Below are 18,866 nucleotides of genomic sequence, written 5' to 3'. Positions count from 1 at the left end.
TTGTTGATCGGAAGGTCACGATCACGTCTCAGGGCACGCGGCCGACTACCCGCGCGTACATGCGGCCCGGATTGGCGCCTTCGTCCAGGTATCCGGGCAGCGGCGGCAGGTCCCGCGCGAACACGGCGAGCCGTCCGAACAGTTCGTCCGCGTCGGCGGGACGTCGTCCGGGGTCCTTTTCCAGCAGGTCCGCGAGCAGCACGTTCAGTCCGTCCGGGACACCGTCCACTTCGGCCGGACTGTCCTTGACCTGTTTCTCGAACACCGCGTACGCCGTCGGGCCGGTGAACAGCTGCCTGCCGGTCAGCATCTCGTGCAGGACGCAGCCCAGCGCGTACAGATCGCTGCGCGGCCCGGCGATCCCGCGCTGGATCTGCTCGGGCGCCATGTACGCGGGGGTGCCGAGGATCTGCCCGGCGCGGGTGAACTGGGCGACGTCGGTCTCGCGCAGCATCGCGAGCCCGAAGTCGAGCACCTTCACGCTGCCGTCGGGACACAGCATCAGGTTGGTGGGCTTGAGATCACGGTGGCAGATGGACAGCGCGTGCGCGGCGGACAGCACGGCGCAGGCCTGCGCCGCGATCGCGGCCGCCCACGGCACCGGCAGCGGCCCGTGTTCGGCGGCGAGATCGGCGACGGTCACGCCCTCGATGAACTGCATGACCTGGTACAACCGCTCGTCGTAGGTGCCGAAGTCGTACAACGTCGGCGCGCCCGCGTGTTCGAGGGTGGCGAGGATCCGCGCCTCGCGGATGAAGCGCTGTTCGAGTTCGGCGTCCGGACCGCCGGGAAGCCCGAGGAACTTCACCGCGACGCGGCGGCCGAGATGCCGGTCGTGGCCCGCGTAGACCGCGCCCATCCCACCCCGGCCGAGCGGCAGCTCGTCGAGTTCGTAGCGGTCCGAGATAAGCACTAGTTCTCCGGCTTGAGCTGGCCTTCAGTCAGTCCCGTCAAGCCTAGCCTCACCAGCTCCAGACCCGATTCCGCCGCCTCGCGGATGGCGTCCTCGAAGGCGGCGAGCCGGGTGAACGCCGCCCCGTGGGCACGCTGCGCTTCGATCGGCAGGCGAGGGATCCGGGTGCGCCTGAGGTCGATCCTGGTCGAGGAGGACGGCGCGAGCTGCCCGGCCGCGCGCAGGCAGCCGGCGAGGAAAGCGGCGTCCAGCCGTTCGGGATCGGTGCGGTACTTCGACATCGTCGGCTCCGCCGCGAACGAAGCTCCACTGTGGACATACGCGGGCACGGCGGGCGCCGCGAGGACGTCCCCCGCCTCCACCGATTCCGGCACGGTGAGGACACCGGACTTCAGCAGCTCGCCGATCGTGGTGAACGAGAGCTTCCCGCCGGACACCGCCAGCGGCGGCAGTTCCGGCCGGATCTTCTCGAAATGCCGCCGCACTTCGAGAAACGCCTCACCCGCGTGTTCGTCCCGCGCCTGATACCGCGCGGGGGAAAGGTCGATCACCTCGTCGAGCAGGTCGATGATCCGGACCGCGCCCGGAACCTCGGCGCCGCGCAGGTGTTCCTGCCACTGTTCCTCCACAGTGGACGGATCCGCCAGCAGGAGCAGCCGGGACGGCGGCCGCTCCCCGGGTTCCGGTCGCCGCAGCAGCCAGAGATCCGCGCCGCCGACCGTCACCACCGCGCGCAAGGCCCCGGCCCGCAACAGGTTCCCGCGGATCCGCCGCCCGGTGCGGCGTCCGGCGGCGGCGGGCGGCATGCGGATCGCGACCAGCCCACCGGGTTTCACGTGCGCGAGACAGTGCTGCACCCACGCCAGTTCCGGTTCGCCGCGCGGCGGCTGGCCGTACTCCCAGCGCGGGTCGCCGACGAGTTCGTCGTATCCCCATTCCCGTTCGTTGAACGGCGGATCGCAGACGACGGCGTCCGCGAGGAGTCCTTCGTAGGAGTCCATCGACAGGGCGTCCGCGCCGTACATCTCCATGTCCGCCCCGGCGAGCAGCAGCCGGTGCGCGGCGATGCACGAGGTCGCCGGATCGCCGACCTGGCCGAGCAGGCGGCCGCCGCCGGAGGCGAGGAGCAGCGTCCCGATCCCGCACGCGGGATCGAGCACGACGCCGGGATCGGGGCCGATGAGCCGGGACATCAGCGCGGCCACCGGTCCCGCGGTGACGGACAGCTGACGGGAGTGCGCCTCGACGTAGCGTTCGAGCAGGAACTCGAAGGCCTCGCGCGCACCCACCTCGTCGGCGAAGCGGTCCAGCAGGTCGAGCAGCTCGGCGTCGTCGTAGCGGGGCGAGAAGGTCCACTCGCGGACACCTCGCCCTGACAGGAAAGAGCCCACCCGGCCCACCCGGTCGCCCAGTTCCAGATCGTCGCCGAGGTTGCGCAGCCGCTGCCAGACCCGGTCACCGAGCGATATTTCGACCGGTTTCCCCCGTTCACGCAGCCAGTTTTCGACGGCGAACAGGGAAAAGAGGGGGCTCGACGCCGTCCCGCCGACGGGCGGCGGAAAATCTCCGTACCGTCGACGCCAGTTGCTCACCGCGGCGCGGCCGACGCCGGCGATCCGCGCGATGTCCGCCGCGCTGACGGTGGCTTGCTCCTCCATCGGCGCATCGTAACCGAAAGTCGACCATTCCAGCCCTTTGTTTGTGAACTCAGTACACAACTGCTTTACTGGGGTCCATGAGGTACACCCTTCGGTACGCCGCCGGCTCGGACGTCGGGCAGCGACGCCAGGTCAACCAGGACTCGGTCTACGCCAGCGGGAGGATGCTGGCGGTCGCCGACGGCATCGGCGGCCAGCCGCACGGTGAGGTCGCCAGCGCCGAGGCGGTGGGCGTCCTGTCCCGGCTCGACTCGGATCTCAGCGGCTTCGACCTCGCGGACGTCGACCTGTACGAGGTGCTCACCGGCGGCCTTCGCGCCATCGACGACCGGCTGGCCGCGACGGCCGAGGAACAGCCCGAGACGCGGGGCATGGGCACCACCCTGACGGGCCTGCTGTTCGACGGCGCGCACTTCACCGCCGTCCACATCGGCGACTCGAAGGGCTACCTCCTACGCGACGGGACGCTTCAGCGCTTCACCCGCGACCACACCCTCGCACAGGCTCTCGCGGACGACGGGCGCATCGACCCGTCAGAGGTCGAAGGGCACCCTCGAGGCTCCCTGCTGATGAAGGCGCTTCTGAGCACCGGAAGCGGCGAAGCGGACATCTGGACCTTCGAAGCGGCTCCCGGAGACCGCCTTCTCCTGTGCTCGGACGGGTTAACGGCAACGGTTGTCGAAACCGTTATCAAGGACGTCCTGGGCGCCTTCCAAGCTCCCGCCGAGACCGTCCCGAGGCTGATCGACCTGGCCAACGAGGGCGGCGGACCGGACAACATCACCTGCGTCGTCGCCGACGTCCTACCGCCCGCGCACACGTGAGGCCCACCAGCCGGAAGTCCAGGTCAGACCCGCCTTCGAAGGGGCGAAAGGGCATCCGGTAAAGTTGTCCACGGAGGATTGGCCGAGCGGCCTAAGGCGCACGCTTGGAAAGCGTGTTGGGTTCACGCCCTCGCAGGTTCGAATCCTGTATCCTCCGCCGCAACAAGGCCCCGGACGTCTCGACGTCCGGGGCCTTGTTGATTACTTCGCAGGACCTTCACTTAACAGAGTCAGATGATCACGCTAAGTTTAAGTGTGGTCGTTCCAGCCCCCGACGTCCCAAGGAGTCCGCCAAAATGGCCGGAGTCGAAGAGATCCGCGCTGGTATCGCGCTCGCGAACGAGAAGGCATCCGCGAGCATCGCCGCTCTTCAGCAGGCAGCGCAGTCTCTCGAAGAAGCCCAGCTCTCCCTGTCACAGGCCACTCAGGGCAGCACCCAGCACGAGGTGAGCCAGGCGCACGGACTGCTCGCCGAAGCCCTGCAGGGCATCACCGGGATGCAGAGCACCATCCAGGCAGGCATCTCGTCGGCCGAGTCGTACTCGACCCGCCTCTGAGCATGTACCTCGAAGAACTGCACCAGCTGCTGACGGCCGTCCAGACCGGGCTCGCCGACGGGCGCGCCCATGCCGAGCGGGCCAGGAGCCTGCTCGAGGAGTCCCGGCGCGCCATGGTCGAACCGCAGGCCCAAGCCGTCCCCTGGGTACCGCCGCAGCTGGCACAGGCCGACGAGGGAATGGAAAATCTCCTGACGCGCCTTTCCGCCGCTGACGACCTGGTCAGCGGCTACCAATCACGCCTCTGAGACTGCGGGCGGAGCTGCCATGTACTTGGAAAAATGGCCACAAAGGGTTGAACCCGCCCGGCCGAAGGCCCCGCTATCGCGGTGGCAGGACGCCCTGTCCGCGTCGGTGACGTGGATGACCAGGTCGCGTCCTGCCGACGTCGATCGCGGTCGCGGGTTCACCATCGGACACTGAGATCGGCGAGCCGGTATGGGCAGCAAAGCGAGTGAACAGCGCAATCGCGTCGCCACGGCGCTGGAGCGGGTCCGCCACCAGATCGGGCTCGTCCTCGGCGCCGCCGCCGGCGCCCGCCAGGCCGCCGAAGCGGACCTGGCCAAGCTGGAACTCGAACAGCACATAGTCCGGGTGGGGATGAACAACTCCACTTCGGAGCAGTACGCCGAGTGGTCGCGACATCCCGCCTCGAACGAGGTGTTCGGTCAGCTCTCCAGCATCCGCGGCCAGTTCTACTCGGAGTGGGAAGCGGGCCCGAACACTCTGCGCGAACTGGTCGCGAACAACGCGCCGGGGCCCGCGAGCCGGCAGCCGGGCGACTGGCTGGGCCGGGTCGGCACCAACCCCGGCATCACCGCGCCCGGACTGTGGCGCATCGGTTCGGCGACCGTGCCTGGCCGGGACGTCCCGCGCACGTTCGACGTCGCGACGCCCCTGCTCGACGAGTCGCATCTGTCCATCCAGTCGGCACCGAAGACCCGGGCCACCGTGGACGGCATCGTGCAGAACCTGCTGATGCGGATCCTGAGCACGTTCGAACCCGGCGCGGTGCGCGTCCATCTGTGGGACGTCGGGCAGCTGACCGCGATCCTGCCCGACCTCTACCCGCTGAGCCGCACGAGCGCGCTCACCCTGTACGACCCGGGACGGCTCGAAGACCTCCTCGACGAACTGGCGGGCCACATCCGCCGCATCCACGCGACCGGGATGCAGGCGGGGCACACGTCGCTGCGGGAGATCCGGCAGGCCACCGGCCAGCGCGTCGAACCGTTCCGCGTCGCGGTGCTCTACGGCAACGGGGAGACCCTCGAACCGGAACGCGCCCGCGAACTGAAACGCGTCGCCACCGGGGCACTGGCCGCCGGGATCTGCCTGATCCTGATCGACGTGCCGACCATGCTGTCGACGTCGGTCGAATCGCTGAGCCTGCACGACGAACGGCGCGCGGTCAGCAGCATGACCGGCCCCGACCTGATCGTCGACCTCGATCCGCCGATGCCGTCCGGTCAGGTCATCCGGGCCGCCGGGCGGATCGCCGAGGCGCTGATCGCCAAACAGGGCGGGCCCCGCGCGTTCGCCGACCTCCTGCCCACCGAACTGGGCAAGGAGAGCTCGGCGCGGGAACTGCGGGCGCCGGTCGGGTTCTTCGAGGGCGAGGCGGTGGAGGTCGTCATCGGCGACGCCAGCCCGCACGTGCTCATCGGCGGGCCGAGCGGTTCGGGGAAGACGAACTTCCTGTACTCGCTGCTCGGCAGCTTCGCGGCGCGGTACTCGCCGGACGAGCTCGCGCTGTACCTGCTGGACTTCAAGGAAGGCGTGTCGTTCGCCGGGCTGGCGCCGGGGCGGCGGGACTCCAGCTGGCTTCCGCACGCCAAGCTCATCGGGGTCAACGTCAACACCGACCGCGAGTTCGGCCTGGCGCTGCTGCGGTACCTCGCCGACGAGCTGCGCCGCCGGTCCGCCGCGGCGAAACTGTACGAGGTCACCAACCTCGCGGACCTGCGCGAGCAGGACCCCGGCGGGCACTGGCCGCGGATCGTCGCCGTCATCGACGAGTTCCAGTACCTGTTCGCCGGGCGCGACGGCGTCACGTCGACGGCGACCCAGCTGCTGGAGGACATCGCGCGGCGAGGCCGGTCGCAGGGCATCCACCTGGTGCTGGCGAGCCAGGACGTCGCCGGGATCGAGGCGTTCTGGGGCAAACCGGCGGTGTTCGAGCAGTGCACGCTGCGGATCGCGATGCCGAAGGCGCGGCGCGTGCTGTCCGAGACCAACAACGCGGCCGTCTCGGCGCCGAAGTGGCACGCGGTGATCAACCACGATTCCGGGGTGGCGCACGGGAACCAGCTGGCCCACGTCCCGGACGCGAGCAGCAAGGACGTCTTCAACAAGCTGCAGCACCGGCTGTGGGAGCGGTACTCGGAGTCCTTCAAGCGACCCCGGCTGTTCGACGGCGCGCATTCCCCCGTGCTGGAACAGTTCCCCGCGTTCACCGATCTGAAGCTGACGAGCAAGCCGCGCGCGCTGCTCGGTCAGTCCATCGACGTCGACGAGGCCGCCTGCGGGGTCGACCTGCCGAAGGCGCCGGGACGGAACATCGCCGTGCTCGGCGCGGCCACGGCGGAGGCACTGTCCATCATGGACTCGGCCGCGCGGTCGCTGGCCAAGCAGCACGCTGAAGGGGCCGTGGAATTCGTGCTTTCGTGCCCCATCGAGGCGTCGATCCCGGCGGTGCAGGAACTGGCCGAGCGACTGCGGGCGGACGGACACCGCGCGGAGCTGGTCGACGATTTACCTGGCCGGGTAATCGATATCGCGGAGAAACTGTCCTCTTTGGACAAACCGCGAGTGCTGCTGCTGTACGGCGTCGACGCTTCGATCCCCGCGCTGGAGGCCAAGGCGCCCGGACAGCTCAAGAGCGGTTTGGATCAGCTGCGAGTGCTGCTGAAGCAGGGTCCGGCGCACGGCGTCCACACCGTCGGCTGGTGGCGCAGCATCGCGCGGCTGAAGGACACGCTCGGGTTCGCGGGCACCGACGACATCGGGAGCTGGGCGGCGCTGGACGTCCAGGGCAACGAACTGTCGCCGTTCGCCGCCGGGCAGGTCGTGCACTGGTCGCCGCGGCCGGGGCGGGCCCTGTTCTTCGACCGCACCACCCACGGCGCCCCCGAGGTGATCATCCCGTTCCAGCGTCCGGAAGGGCTTCTCGATGGATGACGACATCACCGCGGCCATGCGGTACAAGGAGATCGTCGGCCTCGCCCGCGCTTCGGCGGAGAACCTGCGGAGCTGGGAGGTCGCCCGCGCGGACGAACTGGAGGCCCGGCTCGCCGAGGCGCACCAGGCCGTCGCGGACGCGGCCGAACGCGAGCAGCGCGCCGTCGACCGGGCTTCCCGGTGGTGGAAGATGGCCCAGCACAACGTCGAAGGCCTGACCTGGCTGCCGGAGGACGAAGACCCGGCGCCGGTGCCGACCGCGCGGCCCGGGTACCTGGAGAAGTACCTGGAAGAGGTCAAGCCGAGCTACCAGGAACTCGTCCAGGCCGTCCTTTCCCTTGGCTGGCGCGCGAAACGCTCCTGAAGCGCGTGAAGGCCCCCTTCCTTCGGCTGAGCCGAGGGAAGGGGGCCTTCACGCGCATGGGTTACGGCTTCGGCAGGTAGGGGCCGAGCACCTTCTCCAGGTAGTCCGCCAGGTCGTAGAACGCGTCCTGGACCGGGTTGCCCGCGCTCGGCCGGAACCGCAGCACCTGCGGGTCGTGGTCGCTCGCCTGCTTCGCGAACTCGGCGTTCAGGTGGACGACGTCGTAGTCGGCCCCACGCGGCGCCTTCGACGCCAGGATGTGGTCCAGCACCTGCGACTGGCCCTCGAAAACGTAGCTGTACCGCTCGTTCTCGGGCAGCGACGCGATGAGGTCCTTCAGCGCGCCACCGGCGGTCAGCGTCTTCACGGCGGGCGAGAACGGGTAGTCGTTCAGGTCACCGGCGACGACGACGTTCGCGTTCTTGTCCGACGCGAGCAGCTTGTCGACGAACCCGCGGAGCACGGTCGCCTGCTTGGCCCGCTGCACCTCGGAACTCCGGACCGGCGGCTGGTTGCGGCCGTGGGTCGGCTGGTCGCCGCCCTTGGAGTTGAAGTGGTTCGCGACGACGAACACGGTGCGGCCCTGGAAGACGAACTCGCCGACCAGGGGCTTGCGGCTGGCCTCCCACGCCTCGTTCAGCGGGTCGACCCGGCCGGGCGAGACGGTCAGGTGGGTCTTGCCGCGTTCCTTGACCACGTCGACCGGGGTGGTCGCGTCGCCGCCCTTGCGGTCCACAAAGGACACCCGGGCCGGGTTGAACAGGAAGCCGACGCGGATGTTGCCACCCGGCTGGCCGCCGTCCTTGCCGTTCTCCGGGTCGATCTGACGCCATTCGTAGCGCGGGCCGCCGGCGGCGACGATCGCGTCGGCGAACTTCTTCAGCGTCTGGTCCGCGGCGACGGTGCCGTCGTTCGCGGGCCCGTTGTTGTCCTGGATCTCTTCCAGGTTCAGGATGTCCGGCTTCGCCAGGTTGGTGGCGATGGCCTTCGCCAGCTCGCCGAACTTCTCGTCACCGTCCAAAGCGGACAGGTTCTCGACGTTGTAGGTGGCCACGGAAAGCTCACCACTGCGCTGAGCGCGAGTGCTCTCGCGCTGCAATCCGTTGTCCTTGGCGGCACCCAGCTTCGACGCGAACAGCGTGTAGCCGCCGAAGTTGCTGTACTCGACCGGGCCGGAGGTCTCGCCGGTGAGCACGTCGCCGGTGTTGACCTTCGGGAACGGCTGCTCGGCGAACGGGATCAGCGACGCGACCTTGAGCACGCCGGTGTTGAGCCGGTCGTAGTCCAGGTACACCGCGCCGCCGCGGACGCTCGGGTTCTGCTTCGGCTTGGTGGTCACGTAAAGCTCGTTGAACGACGACGTCGGGCCGACGACGCGCGCGTCGGAAACGCTGACGACCTCGCTCTCGTGCGACTCCCAGAAGTCCAGCGAGTACTTCGCGGGCTCCAGCGGCAGCGGTTCGATGCTGCCACCCGGCGCCGGGGCGACGGTGTCCGGGACCGAGTCCGGCGTGACGACGGTCGGCGCGGGCAGCGCGTTCCCGCTCGAATCGACCGTCCACTGTGCACTCGTCAGCTCGGTGAGCGACTGGTACGGCGAGGTCGCCGGAGCGTCCGGGTAGAACTCGCGGACGGTGCCGGTGGCGGTCACCGCGTCGCCGACGGCCACGGCGGGCGTGGTCGAGCCGGTGAAGACGAACAGGCCCTCGCTGGTGCGCGGGTCGGCGTCGGGCGCGGTGTCGGTGATCCAGAACCCGCGGGCCGAACCGAAGCTCCGGATCGCGGTCACGACGCCGGTGACCCCGGCGACCTTCCGGTCCTTGAACGGCGAGATCCGGGTGGTGCCCTGGATGTCGTGGATCTTGGCGTTCACCGCGGGCGGGCCGGTCTCGCCCGGCGTCTCACCCTTGCTGTTCGTCGGAGTGGGCGCGCCCGAGGTGAAGTCGGCGGCGTTGTCGTCGGTGTCCGCGAGCGTCGTCCCCCTGGCGACGGACGCGGTGTTGGACGGCGCCGGCGCCGCGGTCGCCTCGCGGATGGTCGCGCCGCCGAAGCCGACCAGGTCCTTGATCCGGCTGTCGGCCGCGCAGTCGGCGGCGGTCTTGCAGGTCAGGGCCGTGGTGCCCTGGACGAGCGCGATGGTGCCGGCGGTCGCGGACAGGGCCAGCGAGCCGGTGGCGTCCGGCGTCGGGAGCGCGACGGTGCCGCCCGAGCCCTTCGCCTGCGCGATGAGGTACCGCGCGCCCGGCGCGACGCCGCCGGTCAGCGGCGTGACCTGCCAGCTGTTCCCCGACGCGGGCGCGTACTGGACGCTGAAACCGTCGAGGCTCACGGCCGCCGCGCCACGGTTGGCGAGTTCGACGAAGTCGTTCGTCAACGTGGCGCCCGAGTTGCCGCCACCGCCGTAGACCTCGGCGATCACGGCGTCGGCGCTGGGCGCGGCGAGCGCGGCCGGAGCGGCTGTGATGGCAGTACCGCTCACGACCAGCCCGGAGGTGACGGCCACGGTCAGGGCCCTTCTCCGGGCAGCACGTCGGGATATGGTCACGCTGAGTCCCCTTTTCGCCAGATCGGTCGAGGAATACTCCCCCGAACAAGTGAAATGAGGAAGACGACAAGACAACGATTCGTCACCGCTAGCCCGTTCGGACCCCTGCTTTCGCAGGTTTCGGGGCTGGTTTTGCCGTGTTCTTACGTGAGAGGATCAAGCTCCGCCGCCTGCGAAGCACCAGGAGGCGTCTTCATGCGCGGACTTCTTTGCGCGCTCGTCATGGCAGGTCTCGTGTTCCCGATTCCCCAGGCGGCCGCCAAGCCGCCCGGAAAGGCCGCTTTCGAGGTGATGACCCCGGCGAGCGCGGTCGCGTCCCGCACCGACCGGCGGCCGAACGCGGGCGGGATCTTCGACCCGGTCGCGCGCAAGACCTTCATCTCGTGGTCCGGCAAGGCGGCGGACACCTACGTCCAGGCCTACGACCACCGGACCGGCGCCTGGACCGCGCCGAAGAAGATCGCCGGCGGCGAGTCCGATCCGCACAACTACCCGACGATGCTGCTGGCGGGAGACGGGCACCTGCTGATCTTCCGCGGCATGCACAACACGCGGACCGTGATCAGCCGCGCGCCGCTGGCCCACTCCCTCGACGGCACCTGGACCGACACCGAGGTCCCCGAGGGCGACTCGGCGAGCTACCCGATGCCGGTCAAGGCAGGCGACGGCACGCTGTTCATGTTCTACCGCGAGACGACCGACGAACTCGATCCTTCGGCCGCGTCCGACTTCCGCCCGATGAAGTACATCGTCTCGCGGGACAACGGGAAGACGTGGAAGAACTCCGTTCAGCTGACCGGGAAGCGGTGGGCGTTCGGCTCGCTGGGCCGGGCCGACCACATGGACGAGATCTACGTCGGGCAGCTGCGCTACCTGCCGTCGTCCGGGCGGATCCAGTTCGTCTACACGCTCGCGGGCGGCGGGCCGGAGCAGCACAAGCACGACGTCTACCACCGGAACGTCTACTACCTGTCGTTCGACGTCCACACCCTGCGCTTCTTCTCCGCGGCCGGGCACGACCTCGGCACGCAGGTCGACGACGCCGAGCAGGAGCGGTACCTCAAGGTCGTCGAGACCCCGCTCGAACTCCCCGGCGGGCTCAAGTCGCCGGACTACATCCTGCAGACCGGTACCCAGCGCGACGGGAAACCGTTCGTCACCTGGTTCCAGTTCGACGCCGCGGGCTCGCCACGCGATTTCGCGGGCGCGTGGAACGGCCGGAACTGGGAAGTGCGCGAAGTCGCGAACGGGCTCCGAATGCGCGAGATCGAACAGCTCAATGGCGGCACTTGGCGCGTTTACGGAACCCGGGACGGGCAGCCGAACATCGAGACGTTCCTGCTCGAGAACGGCCGGGGCTGGAAGCCGGAAACCTTGATCACCACGGCGAAACCGGTCCAGCGCGTCGAAGTGATCGCCGGTTTCCGGGACCCCGCCCGCATTCTGGCGACCGGCGCGTCCAGCGCGCGTGACGTCTCGGTGGCCGACGGTGACATTTATGTGGCAGGAGCCCCGCGGAAATAGCCCATTGGTGTTCCCCTGCCTTAAATGAACCTCAAGTCCGGGTTCAGCCCGGCATTTCCGGAGTTACCTTTGGCGGCGTGAGCGAGGACACAATCCTCCCTCACGTCGCCGGAGGAGGTGTCCGATGAGCTGGCTCATCGTCGGTACGGCACTGGTTCTGCTGCTGGGCATCGCGCTGGCCACCGACCTGCGCGACCGCGGCCGCGGCAGGCGCCCAGTGGCCCACTTCGGCGGCGCACGGCTCGACGCCGTGCTGCGCGAAGCCGATCGGCGCGAACGGCATCTGACTTCCTGACGCTCACCGGGGAGGGTGAGCGGGGGGAACTGGGGGCGCACCGCCGGTGCACGGGACCCGTCGGGGGAGGACGGAGCCCGTACACCGGCGGTGCGTCATTTCACGTCGTGGGTGCGGCCTTCAGAGGACTAAACACGCCAGAAGGCCTTGGGTCAGGGCTCGAGTTCCTGTCGCGCCTTGACCTTCCCGATGAGCGACTTCGCCCCGGCGACCGCCGCCTTGCCCGCGCCCTTCGCGCTCGCGGCCAGGAACGTCGTCCAGTCGAAGTAGTCGCGCCACAGCACGATCCGGCCGTCGCGCACCTCGAAGGTGCCGCACACCCAGAACTCCGCCTCCCACGAACCACGCCGGAGGACGTCGGTGCGCTCGGTGAGCACGATCGGGCCGTCGGCGGCGATGTGGTGAGTGCGCGCCTCGAACCCGCTGCCGTAGCGGGCCATGGTGCGCAACTGCTTCTCCACCGCCGAAAGCCCGCGGGCCGCGGGAAGCGGGACGTTCTGATAGACGATGTCGATCGCCACGAAGCCCAGCGCGCGGTCGATGTCGAGCTCTTCGAGGGCCTGCAGGAAACCGGTCACCACGGTCTTCGGATCCGTCATGTCAGCCAAGGCTAATCCGGTTTTGAACCGCCGGAAGGTCACAGCCGTATCACAGAACGGAGGGGCCGCTTTCCCCTGACTACGGAGGTATCGATGCGACGGCGACTGCCGATGGCACTGTTCGCGCTGGTCGTGTGGGTGCTCGCGGGCTGCTCGACGGCCACGGGCGCGGCACCGGCGGCGGGCACTCCCGGCGCCAACCAGGCCGACGTCACCTTTTCCCAGCAGATGGTGCCGCACCACCAGCAGTCGATCCAAGTGGCGAACCTGGCTTCGGAACGGTCGGCTTCCGAATACGTGAAGGCCACCGCGGCCAAGATCGTCAAGGCCGAGTCGGCGGAGGTCCGGACGATGACCGCCTGGCTCCAGTCCTGGAACGCCGCCGTGCTCCCGGCGGCGGGACACGCGGGGCACGCGATGCCGGGGATGATCACCGAAGGACAGGTCGCCTCGCTCCAGAACCTGACCGGGGCCGAGTTCGACAAGACGTGGCTCCCGTTGATGGCGGAACACCTGCGCAACGGCGTCGCGATGGCCAAGACCGTGCTGTCCTCCGGCGAGCACGCCGAGACCAAAGCGCTCGCACAGGAGATCGTGGAGAACCAGACGGCGGCGATCGACGAGATCACCGCGCAGCTTTCTTGACCCCCTGAAGACCCCGGAAGCCCCTCCGGTATTGTTCTCGGCGGTGGCGTGTCCGAGCGGCCGAAGGAGCACGACTCGAAATCGTGTGACGGCTAATAACCGTCCGTGGGTTCAAATCCCACCGCCACCGCAGCGAAGAGCCCGGTCTCCACGGAGACCGGGCTCTTCCGCGTGAAAGCTACTTGGTGAACTTGTCCTTGAGGTCCTGCACGCCGCCTTCCGCGCGGTCGCGCAGGTCGTGCCCGGCCTCCTTGACCTGACCTTCGGTCTGGTCCGCCCGGCCGGAGTTCGCGAGGTCCTGATTGCCGGTCTTCTCGCCGAGCTTCTCCTTGGCGGCGCCGATGGCCTGCTCGGCCTTGTCCTTCGCCTTGTCGAACACGCTCATGGCGGATGTTCCTCCTTCGACCGCGGCCACCGTTTGCGGCCGCCTTCCAGGAGGGTTACCCGCGAAGCCTCGACCGACACATCCGTCACCCGGTGCGGTTACCCCGCTGCCCGTGGAAGAAGTCTTCGAGCAGGGCCGCGCATTCGGCCTGCAGGACCCCGCCGACGACTTCCGCGCGGTGGCTGAGCCGCCGGTCGCGGACGACGTCCCACAGCGACCCCACGGCCCCCGTCTTGGGTTCCCAGGCGCCGAAGACGAGCTTCGAGACCCGGGCCATCACGAGCGCGCCGGCGCACATCGTGCACGGCTCCAGCGTGACCGCGAGCGTGCAGCCTTCGAGGCGCCAGCCGTCACCGTAGATCTCGGACGCGGCCCGCAGCGCGAGGATCTCCGCGTGCGCCGTCGGGTCGCCGAGTTCTTCGCGGGCGTTGCGCGCGGAGGCCAGCGGCGTCCCGTCGGGGGACAGCACGACGGCGCCGATCGGCACGTCATCGCCCGCGCCCCGCGCCGCGACGATCGCCGCCCGGACGGCGGCGATGTCGGCGGCGGAGGCGGCGGGGCTCAGATCTCGTCCAGGATCTTGGCGAACTCGGCGGCGAATCCGCACCGCTGCGCGACCATCTGGAGTTGCTCGTCCGGATAGAGCTCCACCTCGCCGACGATCACCTGGAGCTCGGCCCCCGGCAGTCCGAGATCCGACAGGATCTCCAGATCGCCTTCCGGCCAGACCGCGTCGTCGTCCTCGTCCGGAGGATCGACTCTCAGCACGTCGAGCACGTCGGCGGCGATGTCGTAGTCGAGCGCCGCGGCGGCGTCGGACAACAGCAGCGAGGGACCTCTGGGACTCGGCCGGACGATCACGAAGAACTCGTCGTCGATCGCCAGCAGGCCGAACGCGGCACCGGTCGAACGCAGTTTTCCCAGCTCGGTGATCGCAGCGTCGAGTTCGGCGAGCGCCCCTTGATCAAGGGAGCTGCACCGCCATCGACCGTCCTCCCGCACCACGGCCACCGCGAACCCCGTGATCGGCTCTTGCACCGCCATGCGCACACCGTATTCCGCCCGCATTCGGAACGCACGCACGGTGCACCCGAAGCGCCGCATGCGCCACTATCGAGACATGACCGGACCCACCGACCTTCCCACTCTCCCCGATGCGCGCTTCGCCGGATTGCTGGGCGAGGCCCGCGCTCTTCAAACGAAAACCGTGGAACTCCGCCGGGAGATCCACCGGAATCCGGAGATCGGCCTCCAGTTGCCGAAGACCCAGGCCTCGATCAAAGCGGCCCTCGATGGCCTGCCGCTGGAGATCATCGAGGGCAAATCGACCACTTCGCTGACCGCGATCCTGCGGGGCGGGAAGCCGGGCCCGGCGATCCTGCTCCGCGGCGACATGGACGCGCTGCCGCTGCACGAGGACACCGGCCTCGACTTCGCCTCCGAAGACGACGAAGCGATGCACGCCTGCGGGCACGACACCCACGTCGCCATGCTGGCGTCGGCCGCGCGGCTGCTCAGCGACCACGTGGACGAGCTGGCCGGGTCGGTGGTGTTCATGTTCCAGCCCGGCGAGGAGGGCGAGCACGGCGCGCGCCACATGATCCACGAAGGCGTGCTCGACGCCGCGGGCGAGCGGGTCGAGAAGGCGTTCGGCCTGCACATCTTCACCTCGGCCGCGACCGGCGTCGTGCAGACGCGGCCCGGTCCGATCATGGCGTCGGCGAACACCTTCCACGTCACCGTCACCGGCCGGGGCGGGCACGGCTCGGCGCCGCACCAGGCGATCGACCCGGTGCCGGCGGCGGCCGCGATGGTGACCGCGCTGCAGACGATGGTGACCCGCAAGGTGAGCGTGTTCGAGCCCGCGGTGGTGTCGGTGACCCGCATCGAGACCGGGACCGCGACGAACATCATCCCGGAGACGGCGTTCCTGGAGGGCACGATCCGAACGCTGTCCGAGCGGACGCAGGCGTTCGTGCGCGAGGAACTGCCGAAGGTGTGCGAGGCGGTCGGCGCGGCGCACGGCGTCCGCGTGCACGCCGAAGTGCCCGCCGGCTACCCGACCACGGTGAACGATCCGCAGGTCGCGGGCCGGGTACTGGAACTGGCGGCCGAGGTCCTCGGTGCGGAGAACTCCGAGTTCATGGAGCACCCGGTGATGGGCGCGGAGGATTTCTCGTATGTCCTGCAACGCGTTCCGGGCGCCTTCGCGTTCCTCGGCGCCGCCCCGCCCGGCTCCGACCCGGCCACGGTCGAGGCGAACCACTCGAACCGGGTGATCTTCGACGAGGACGCGATGGCCAACGGCGTCGCGATGTACGCGGCGTTCGCCCTGGACTCGCTTCGGTAGCCATTACACAACGCTGTTGATTTAATAGGTGTCATGAGCGATGACACCTTGGCCGTCCTGGCCGCCCAGGAGGAGCGCCTGGTCTTCCGCCGGTTCGACAACGAGACCGCGCTGGAGCTGGGCGCCCACCTGCTCGCGGCGGCACGGGACCGCGCCCTTCCGGTGACGGTCTCCGTGCGCCGCGGCGGCCAGCGGCTGTTCCACGCGGCGTTGCCGGGCACCTCGGCCGACAACGACGCGTGGATCGACCGCAAGAGCCGCGTCGTCGACCGCTACGGGCACAGCTCGTTCCTCGTCGGCGAGCGATTCCGCGCGAAGGGCACGACGTTCGAGGCCGACTCGCGCCTCGATCCGGACCTGTACGCCGCGCACGGCGGGGTGTTCCCGGTGATCGTCGAGGGCGTCGGCCCGGTCGGCACCGTCGGCGTCTCGGGACTGCCCCAGGCGGACGATCACGCGTTCGTCGTCGAGCAGCTGGAGATCTTCCTCGCCTAACTGTCCTAAGTAGACAATCCACGGAGTTGTCCACAGGTTGTTCACGTGTGGACAACTCCGTTCGGCTACGACAAAACCGGACGAGTTCCGGTTACTTCTTGACAAACTCCCCGGTGGTCTAGTCCAATCTCTGACGTGACGTGAACCACATCCGAGGGAGTCCCCATGCGCCGGAAATCCGCCGTCGGCATCGTTTTCCTCTTACTGGGCCTGCTGTTGCCCGCCACCGCGCAGGCCGCGATCCCGGCCCACGCCCTGGTCGGCTACCTGCACGCGAGCTTCGCGAACGGTTCCGGCTACACGCGGATCGCCGACGTCCCCGATGACTGGGACATCATCGACCTCGCCTTCGCCGAGCCGACTTCCGTGACCTCGGGCGAACTCCGGTTCGGCCTCTGCCCGGCGGCGGAATGCCCGAACGTCGAATCCGAGGCGGAGTTCATCGCCGGGATCAAGGCACAGCGGGAAAAGGGCAAGAAGGTGGTCATCTCGGTCGGCGGGCAGAACGGCCAGGTGCGACTGACCACGACCGCCGCACGGGACGCCTTCGTCAGCTCGGCGAGCGCGATCATCGACAAGTACGGCCTGGACGGGATCGACATCGACTTCGAGGGCCACTCGCTGTCCCTGGACGCGGGCGACTCCGACTTCAAGAACCCGAAGACTCCCGTGGTGGTCAACCTGATCTCCGCGCTGAAGACGTTGAAAGCCAAGTACGGCAACGACTTCGTGCTGACGATGGCACCGGAGACGTTCTTCGTCCAACTCGGACACCAGTTCTACGGCCCCGGTCCGAACGGGAGCGCCGACCCGCGCTCCGGGGCGTACCTGCCGGTGATCCACGCGCTGCGGGACTCGCTGACCGTGCTGCACGTCCAGGACTACAACTCCGGCCCGATCATGGGCCTCGACGGCCAGTACCACACCATGGGGACCGCGGACTTCCACACGGCGATGACCGACATGGTGCTCGCCGGCTTCCCCGTCGCGGGCGACGCCGCGAACGTCTTCCCCGCGCTGAAGCCGGAGCAGGTCGCCATCGGCCTGCCGGCGGCGCCGTCGGCGGGCAACGGGCACACGACACCGGCGGACGTGCGCGCGTCGCTGGACTGCCTGACCAAGGGAACCGGCTGCGGCGCCTACCAGCCGCACGGCACCTTCCCGGCGCTGCGCGGGCTGATGACCTGGTCGATCAACTGGGACAAGTTCACCGGCTGGGAGTTCTCGAAGAACTTCGACTCCTACTTCGGCTGAGGCGCGGGACCCGGAGCTCCGCTACCGACGCGAGTCGTCCGCCTGGACACGCGTGTCGTCCCTCCAGTCACGCGTGTCGTCCCTCCAAGCACACGAAACTCCCCACCTCGAGGTACATGAAGGCCCCCTTTCCTCGGCTGAGCCGCGGGAAGGGGCCTTCACGGACTTGCGAAAGGGCCAACCGTCCCAACTTTCAGGACAACTGACCCGATCCTCTCACCGTGCTACCGTGAGACGTCACATCATATATCAGATCGGACATGCCAGTGCCCTCTTCTTCACGGTTCGACGAGCGGAAACGGCGGCTTTCCGGGGTCGTGGCCGTCCCGGTGACCCCGTTCGGCGCGGACGGCGCCGTGGATACGGAGACCTACGCGAAGCTGGTGGACCGGGTGATCACCGCCGGCGTCGAGGTCGTGACGCCGAACGGCAACACCGGTGAGTTCTACGCGCTGGACGAGGCCGAGACGCGGCACTGTCTCGAACTGACGGTCGAGGCCGCGGCCGGGCGGGCGATCGTGGTCGCCGGGGTCGGGCACGACCTCCGGACCGCGATCGCCGCGGCGCGGCACGCGCGGGAGGCGGGCGCGGAGCTGATCATGATCCATCAGCCCGTGCATCCGTACGTCTCGGCGGAGGGCTGGGTCGAGTACCACCGCGCGATCGCGGCGGCGGTCCCTGAGCTGGGTGTCGTGCCGTACGTGCGCGACGCGCGGATCGAAGGCGAACAGCTGGCCAGGCTCGGCGACGCCGCGGAGAACGTCATCGGGGTGAAGTACGCGGTGCCGGATCCGGTGCGGTTCGCGTCGGTGGCGCGGGACGCGGGGCTCGCGCGCTTCGTGTGGATCGCCGGGCTGGCGGAGCTGTCGGCACCGGGCTACTTCGCCGTCGGCGCGACCGGGTTCACTTCGGGACTGGTGAACGTCGCGCCGTCGCTCTCGCTGGAGATGTTCCGGTCGCTGCGGGACGGCGACTTCGGCGCCGCGATGGCCTGTTGGGAACGTGTCCGGCCCTTCGAGGAACTGCGGGCCGCGGACGGGAACGCCAACAACGTGAGCGTGGTGAAGGAAGCGTTGGCGCAGCTGGGCTTGTGCCGCCGCGACGTCCGTCCGCCGAGCCGCCCGCTGACCGGTGAAGAACGCGGGAAGGTCGCCGGAGCACTCGAAAACCGGCCCCCGCGCCGGAATGTCTTCTGACCGTGTGCACGCCCGCCGGGAACGGACGTGCACACGGCGACAGGTCAGAGACCGGGTATCGATGAGCGCGGCGTGGCCCTGA

At 69.1% G+C, this 18,866-nt stretch carries 19 protein-coding genes and 2 tRNA genes; 14 read left to right on the top strand and 7 right to left on the bottom strand.

Going from position 1 to position 18,866, the window contains the following annotated elements:
* Positions 1-28 precede the first annotated feature (28 nt).
* Together B0293_RS23345 and B0293_RS23340 are read right to left on the bottom strand one after the other, a co-directional pair.
* The gene (locus B0293_RS23345; RefSeq protein ID WP_005167127.1) at positions 29-913 is read right to left on the bottom strand and encodes a serine/threonine-protein kinase; all 885 of its coding nucleotides are present in this window, start codon (positions 911-913) and stop codon (positions 29-31) included.
* Positions 913-2,571 carry an N-6 DNA methylase gene (locus tag B0293_RS23340; RefSeq protein WP_005167128.1) on the bottom strand — a complete coding sequence of 553 codons (1,659 nt, stop codon included), beginning with the start codon at positions 2,569-2,571 and terminating at the stop codon, positions 913-915. The genes B0293_RS23345 and B0293_RS23340 overlap by 1 nt, the downstream gene beginning before the upstream one ends.
* 77 nt (positions 2,572-2,648) lie before the next feature.
* Between B0293_RS23340 and B0293_RS23335 the strand changes: the two genes are divergently transcribed.
* From B0293_RS23335 to B0293_RS23310, 6 genes are all read left to right on the top strand, one after another.
* Positions 2,649-3,395: a PP2C family protein-serine/threonine phosphatase gene (locus B0293_RS23335; RefSeq protein ID WP_005167129.1), complete on the top strand. Its 747-nt coding sequence runs from the start codon at positions 2,649-2,651 to the stop codon at positions 3,393-3,395.
* Between the two features lie 72 nt (positions 3,396-3,467).
* A tRNA-Ser gene (locus tag B0293_RS23330) sits at positions 3,468-3,552 on the top strand.
* A 139-nt stretch (positions 3,553-3,691) separates the two neighbouring features.
* A complete protein-coding gene (locus B0293_RS23325) occupies positions 3,692-3,952 on the top strand; it encodes a hypothetical protein (protein WP_005167132.1) in 261 nt (86 codons plus the stop codon).
* Between the two features lie 2 nt (positions 3,953-3,954).
* Positions 3,955-4,200: a hypothetical protein gene (locus tag B0293_RS23320; protein WP_005167133.1), complete on the top strand. Its 246-nt coding sequence runs from the start codon at positions 3,955-3,957 to the stop codon at positions 4,198-4,200.
* Positions 4,201-4,390: 190 nt separating this feature from the next.
* On the top strand, positions 4,391-7,132 hold the full coding sequence (locus tag B0293_RS23315; protein ID WP_005167134.1) for an FtsK/SpoIIIE domain-containing protein: 2,742 nt from the start codon (positions 4,391-4,393) through the stop codon (positions 7,130-7,132).
* Complete coding sequence (locus tag B0293_RS23310; protein ID WP_005167135.1) at positions 7,125-7,496, top strand: hypothetical protein; 372 nt, start codon at positions 7,125-7,127, stop codon at positions 7,494-7,496. The genes B0293_RS23315 and B0293_RS23310 overlap by 8 nt, the downstream gene beginning before the upstream one ends.
* Before the next feature lie 61 nt (positions 7,497-7,557).
* On the opposite strand, the gene B0293_RS23305 is transcribed toward B0293_RS23310, so the two are convergent.
* Positions 7,558-9,999, bottom strand: coding sequence for an endonuclease/exonuclease/phosphatase family protein (locus B0293_RS23305; protein WP_005167136.1), 2,442 nt, complete (start codon positions 9,997-9,999; stop codon positions 7,558-7,560).
* A gap of 237 nt (positions 10,000-10,236) precedes the next feature.
* Between B0293_RS23305 and B0293_RS23300 the strand changes: the two genes are divergently transcribed.
* Positions 10,237-11,565 (top strand): BNR-4 repeat-containing protein, encoded by a 1,329-nt coding sequence (locus B0293_RS23300; RefSeq protein ID WP_005167137.1) that lies wholly within the window; start codon positions 10,237-10,239, stop codon positions 11,563-11,565.
* 124 nt (positions 11,566-11,689) lie between these two features.
* The gene (locus tag B0293_RS43755; RefSeq protein ID WP_005167138.1) at positions 11,690-11,860 is read left to right on the top strand and encodes a hypothetical protein; all 171 of its coding nucleotides are present in this window, start codon (positions 11,690-11,692) and stop codon (positions 11,858-11,860) included.
* A gap of 152 nt (positions 11,861-12,012) precedes the next feature.
* Here B0293_RS43755 and B0293_RS23295 read toward each other — a convergent pair whose 3' ends face one another.
* Positions 12,013-12,459: a limonene-1,2-epoxide hydrolase family protein gene (locus tag B0293_RS23295; protein WP_209437365.1), complete on the bottom strand. Its 447-nt coding sequence runs from the start codon at positions 12,457-12,459 to the stop codon at positions 12,013-12,015.
* A gap of 93 nt (positions 12,460-12,552) precedes the next feature.
* Here B0293_RS23295 and B0293_RS23290 point away from each other — a divergent pair, with 93 nt between their 5' ends.
* Both B0293_RS23290 and B0293_RS23285 read left to right on the top strand, forming a co-directional pair.
* The gene (locus tag B0293_RS23290; protein WP_005167140.1) at positions 12,553-13,104 is read left to right on the top strand and encodes a DUF305 domain-containing protein; all 552 of its coding nucleotides are present in this window, start codon (positions 12,553-12,555) and stop codon (positions 13,102-13,104) included.
* Between the two features lie 42 nt (positions 13,105-13,146).
* A tRNA-Ser gene (locus B0293_RS23285) sits at positions 13,147-13,234 on the top strand.
* Positions 13,235-13,282: 48 nt separating this feature from the next.
* Here B0293_RS23285 and B0293_RS23280 read toward each other — a convergent pair.
* The 3 genes from B0293_RS23280 to B0293_RS23270 form a co-directional block, all read right to left on the bottom strand.
* On the bottom strand, positions 13,283-13,489 hold the full coding sequence (locus B0293_RS23280; RefSeq protein WP_005167141.1) for a CsbD family protein: 207 nt from the start codon (positions 13,487-13,489) through the stop codon (positions 13,283-13,285).
* An 85-nt stretch (positions 13,490-13,574) separates the two neighbouring features.
* On the bottom strand, positions 13,575-14,027 hold the full coding sequence (locus B0293_RS23275) for a nucleoside deaminase (RefSeq protein ID WP_039919781.1): 453 nt from the start codon (positions 14,025-14,027) through the stop codon (positions 13,575-13,577).
* Positions 14,028-14,050: 23 nt separating this feature from the next.
* On the bottom strand, positions 14,051-14,533 hold the full coding sequence (locus B0293_RS23270) for a tRNA adenosine deaminase-associated protein (RefSeq protein WP_005167143.1): 483 nt from the start codon (positions 14,531-14,533) through the stop codon (positions 14,051-14,053).
* 76 nt (positions 14,534-14,609) lie between these two features.
* Between B0293_RS23270 and B0293_RS23265 the strand changes: the two genes are divergently transcribed.
* From B0293_RS23265 to B0293_RS23250, 4 genes are all read left to right on the top strand, one after another.
* On the top strand, positions 14,610-15,839 hold the full coding sequence (locus tag B0293_RS23265) for a M20 metallopeptidase family protein (protein ID WP_039919767.1): 1,230 nt from the start codon (positions 14,610-14,612) through the stop codon (positions 15,837-15,839).
* Between the two features lie 33 nt (positions 15,840-15,872).
* Positions 15,873-16,334, top strand: a complete 462-nt coding sequence (locus B0293_RS23260; protein ID WP_005167145.1) for a heme-degrading domain-containing protein — start codon at positions 15,873-15,875, stop codon at positions 16,332-16,334.
* Between the two features lie 165 nt (positions 16,335-16,499).
* Positions 16,500-17,588 (top strand): chitinase, encoded by a 1,089-nt coding sequence (locus tag B0293_RS23255; RefSeq protein ID WP_005167147.1) that lies wholly within the window; start codon positions 16,500-16,502, stop codon positions 17,586-17,588.
* Between the two features lie 260 nt (positions 17,589-17,848).
* A complete protein-coding gene (locus tag B0293_RS23250; protein ID WP_039919769.1) occupies positions 17,849-18,784 on the top strand; it encodes a dihydrodipicolinate synthase family protein in 936 nt (311 codons plus the stop codon).
* Positions 18,785-18,866: the final 82 nt, after the last annotated feature.

This window comes from Amycolatopsis azurea DSM 43854 (genome assembly GCF_001995215.1).
In the GTDB taxonomy this organism is placed as follows: Bacteria; Actinomycetota; Actinomycetes; order Mycobacteriales; family Pseudonocardiaceae; genus Amycolatopsis; species Amycolatopsis azurea.
This window is presented reverse-complemented; position numbering and strand designations above follow the sequence as displayed.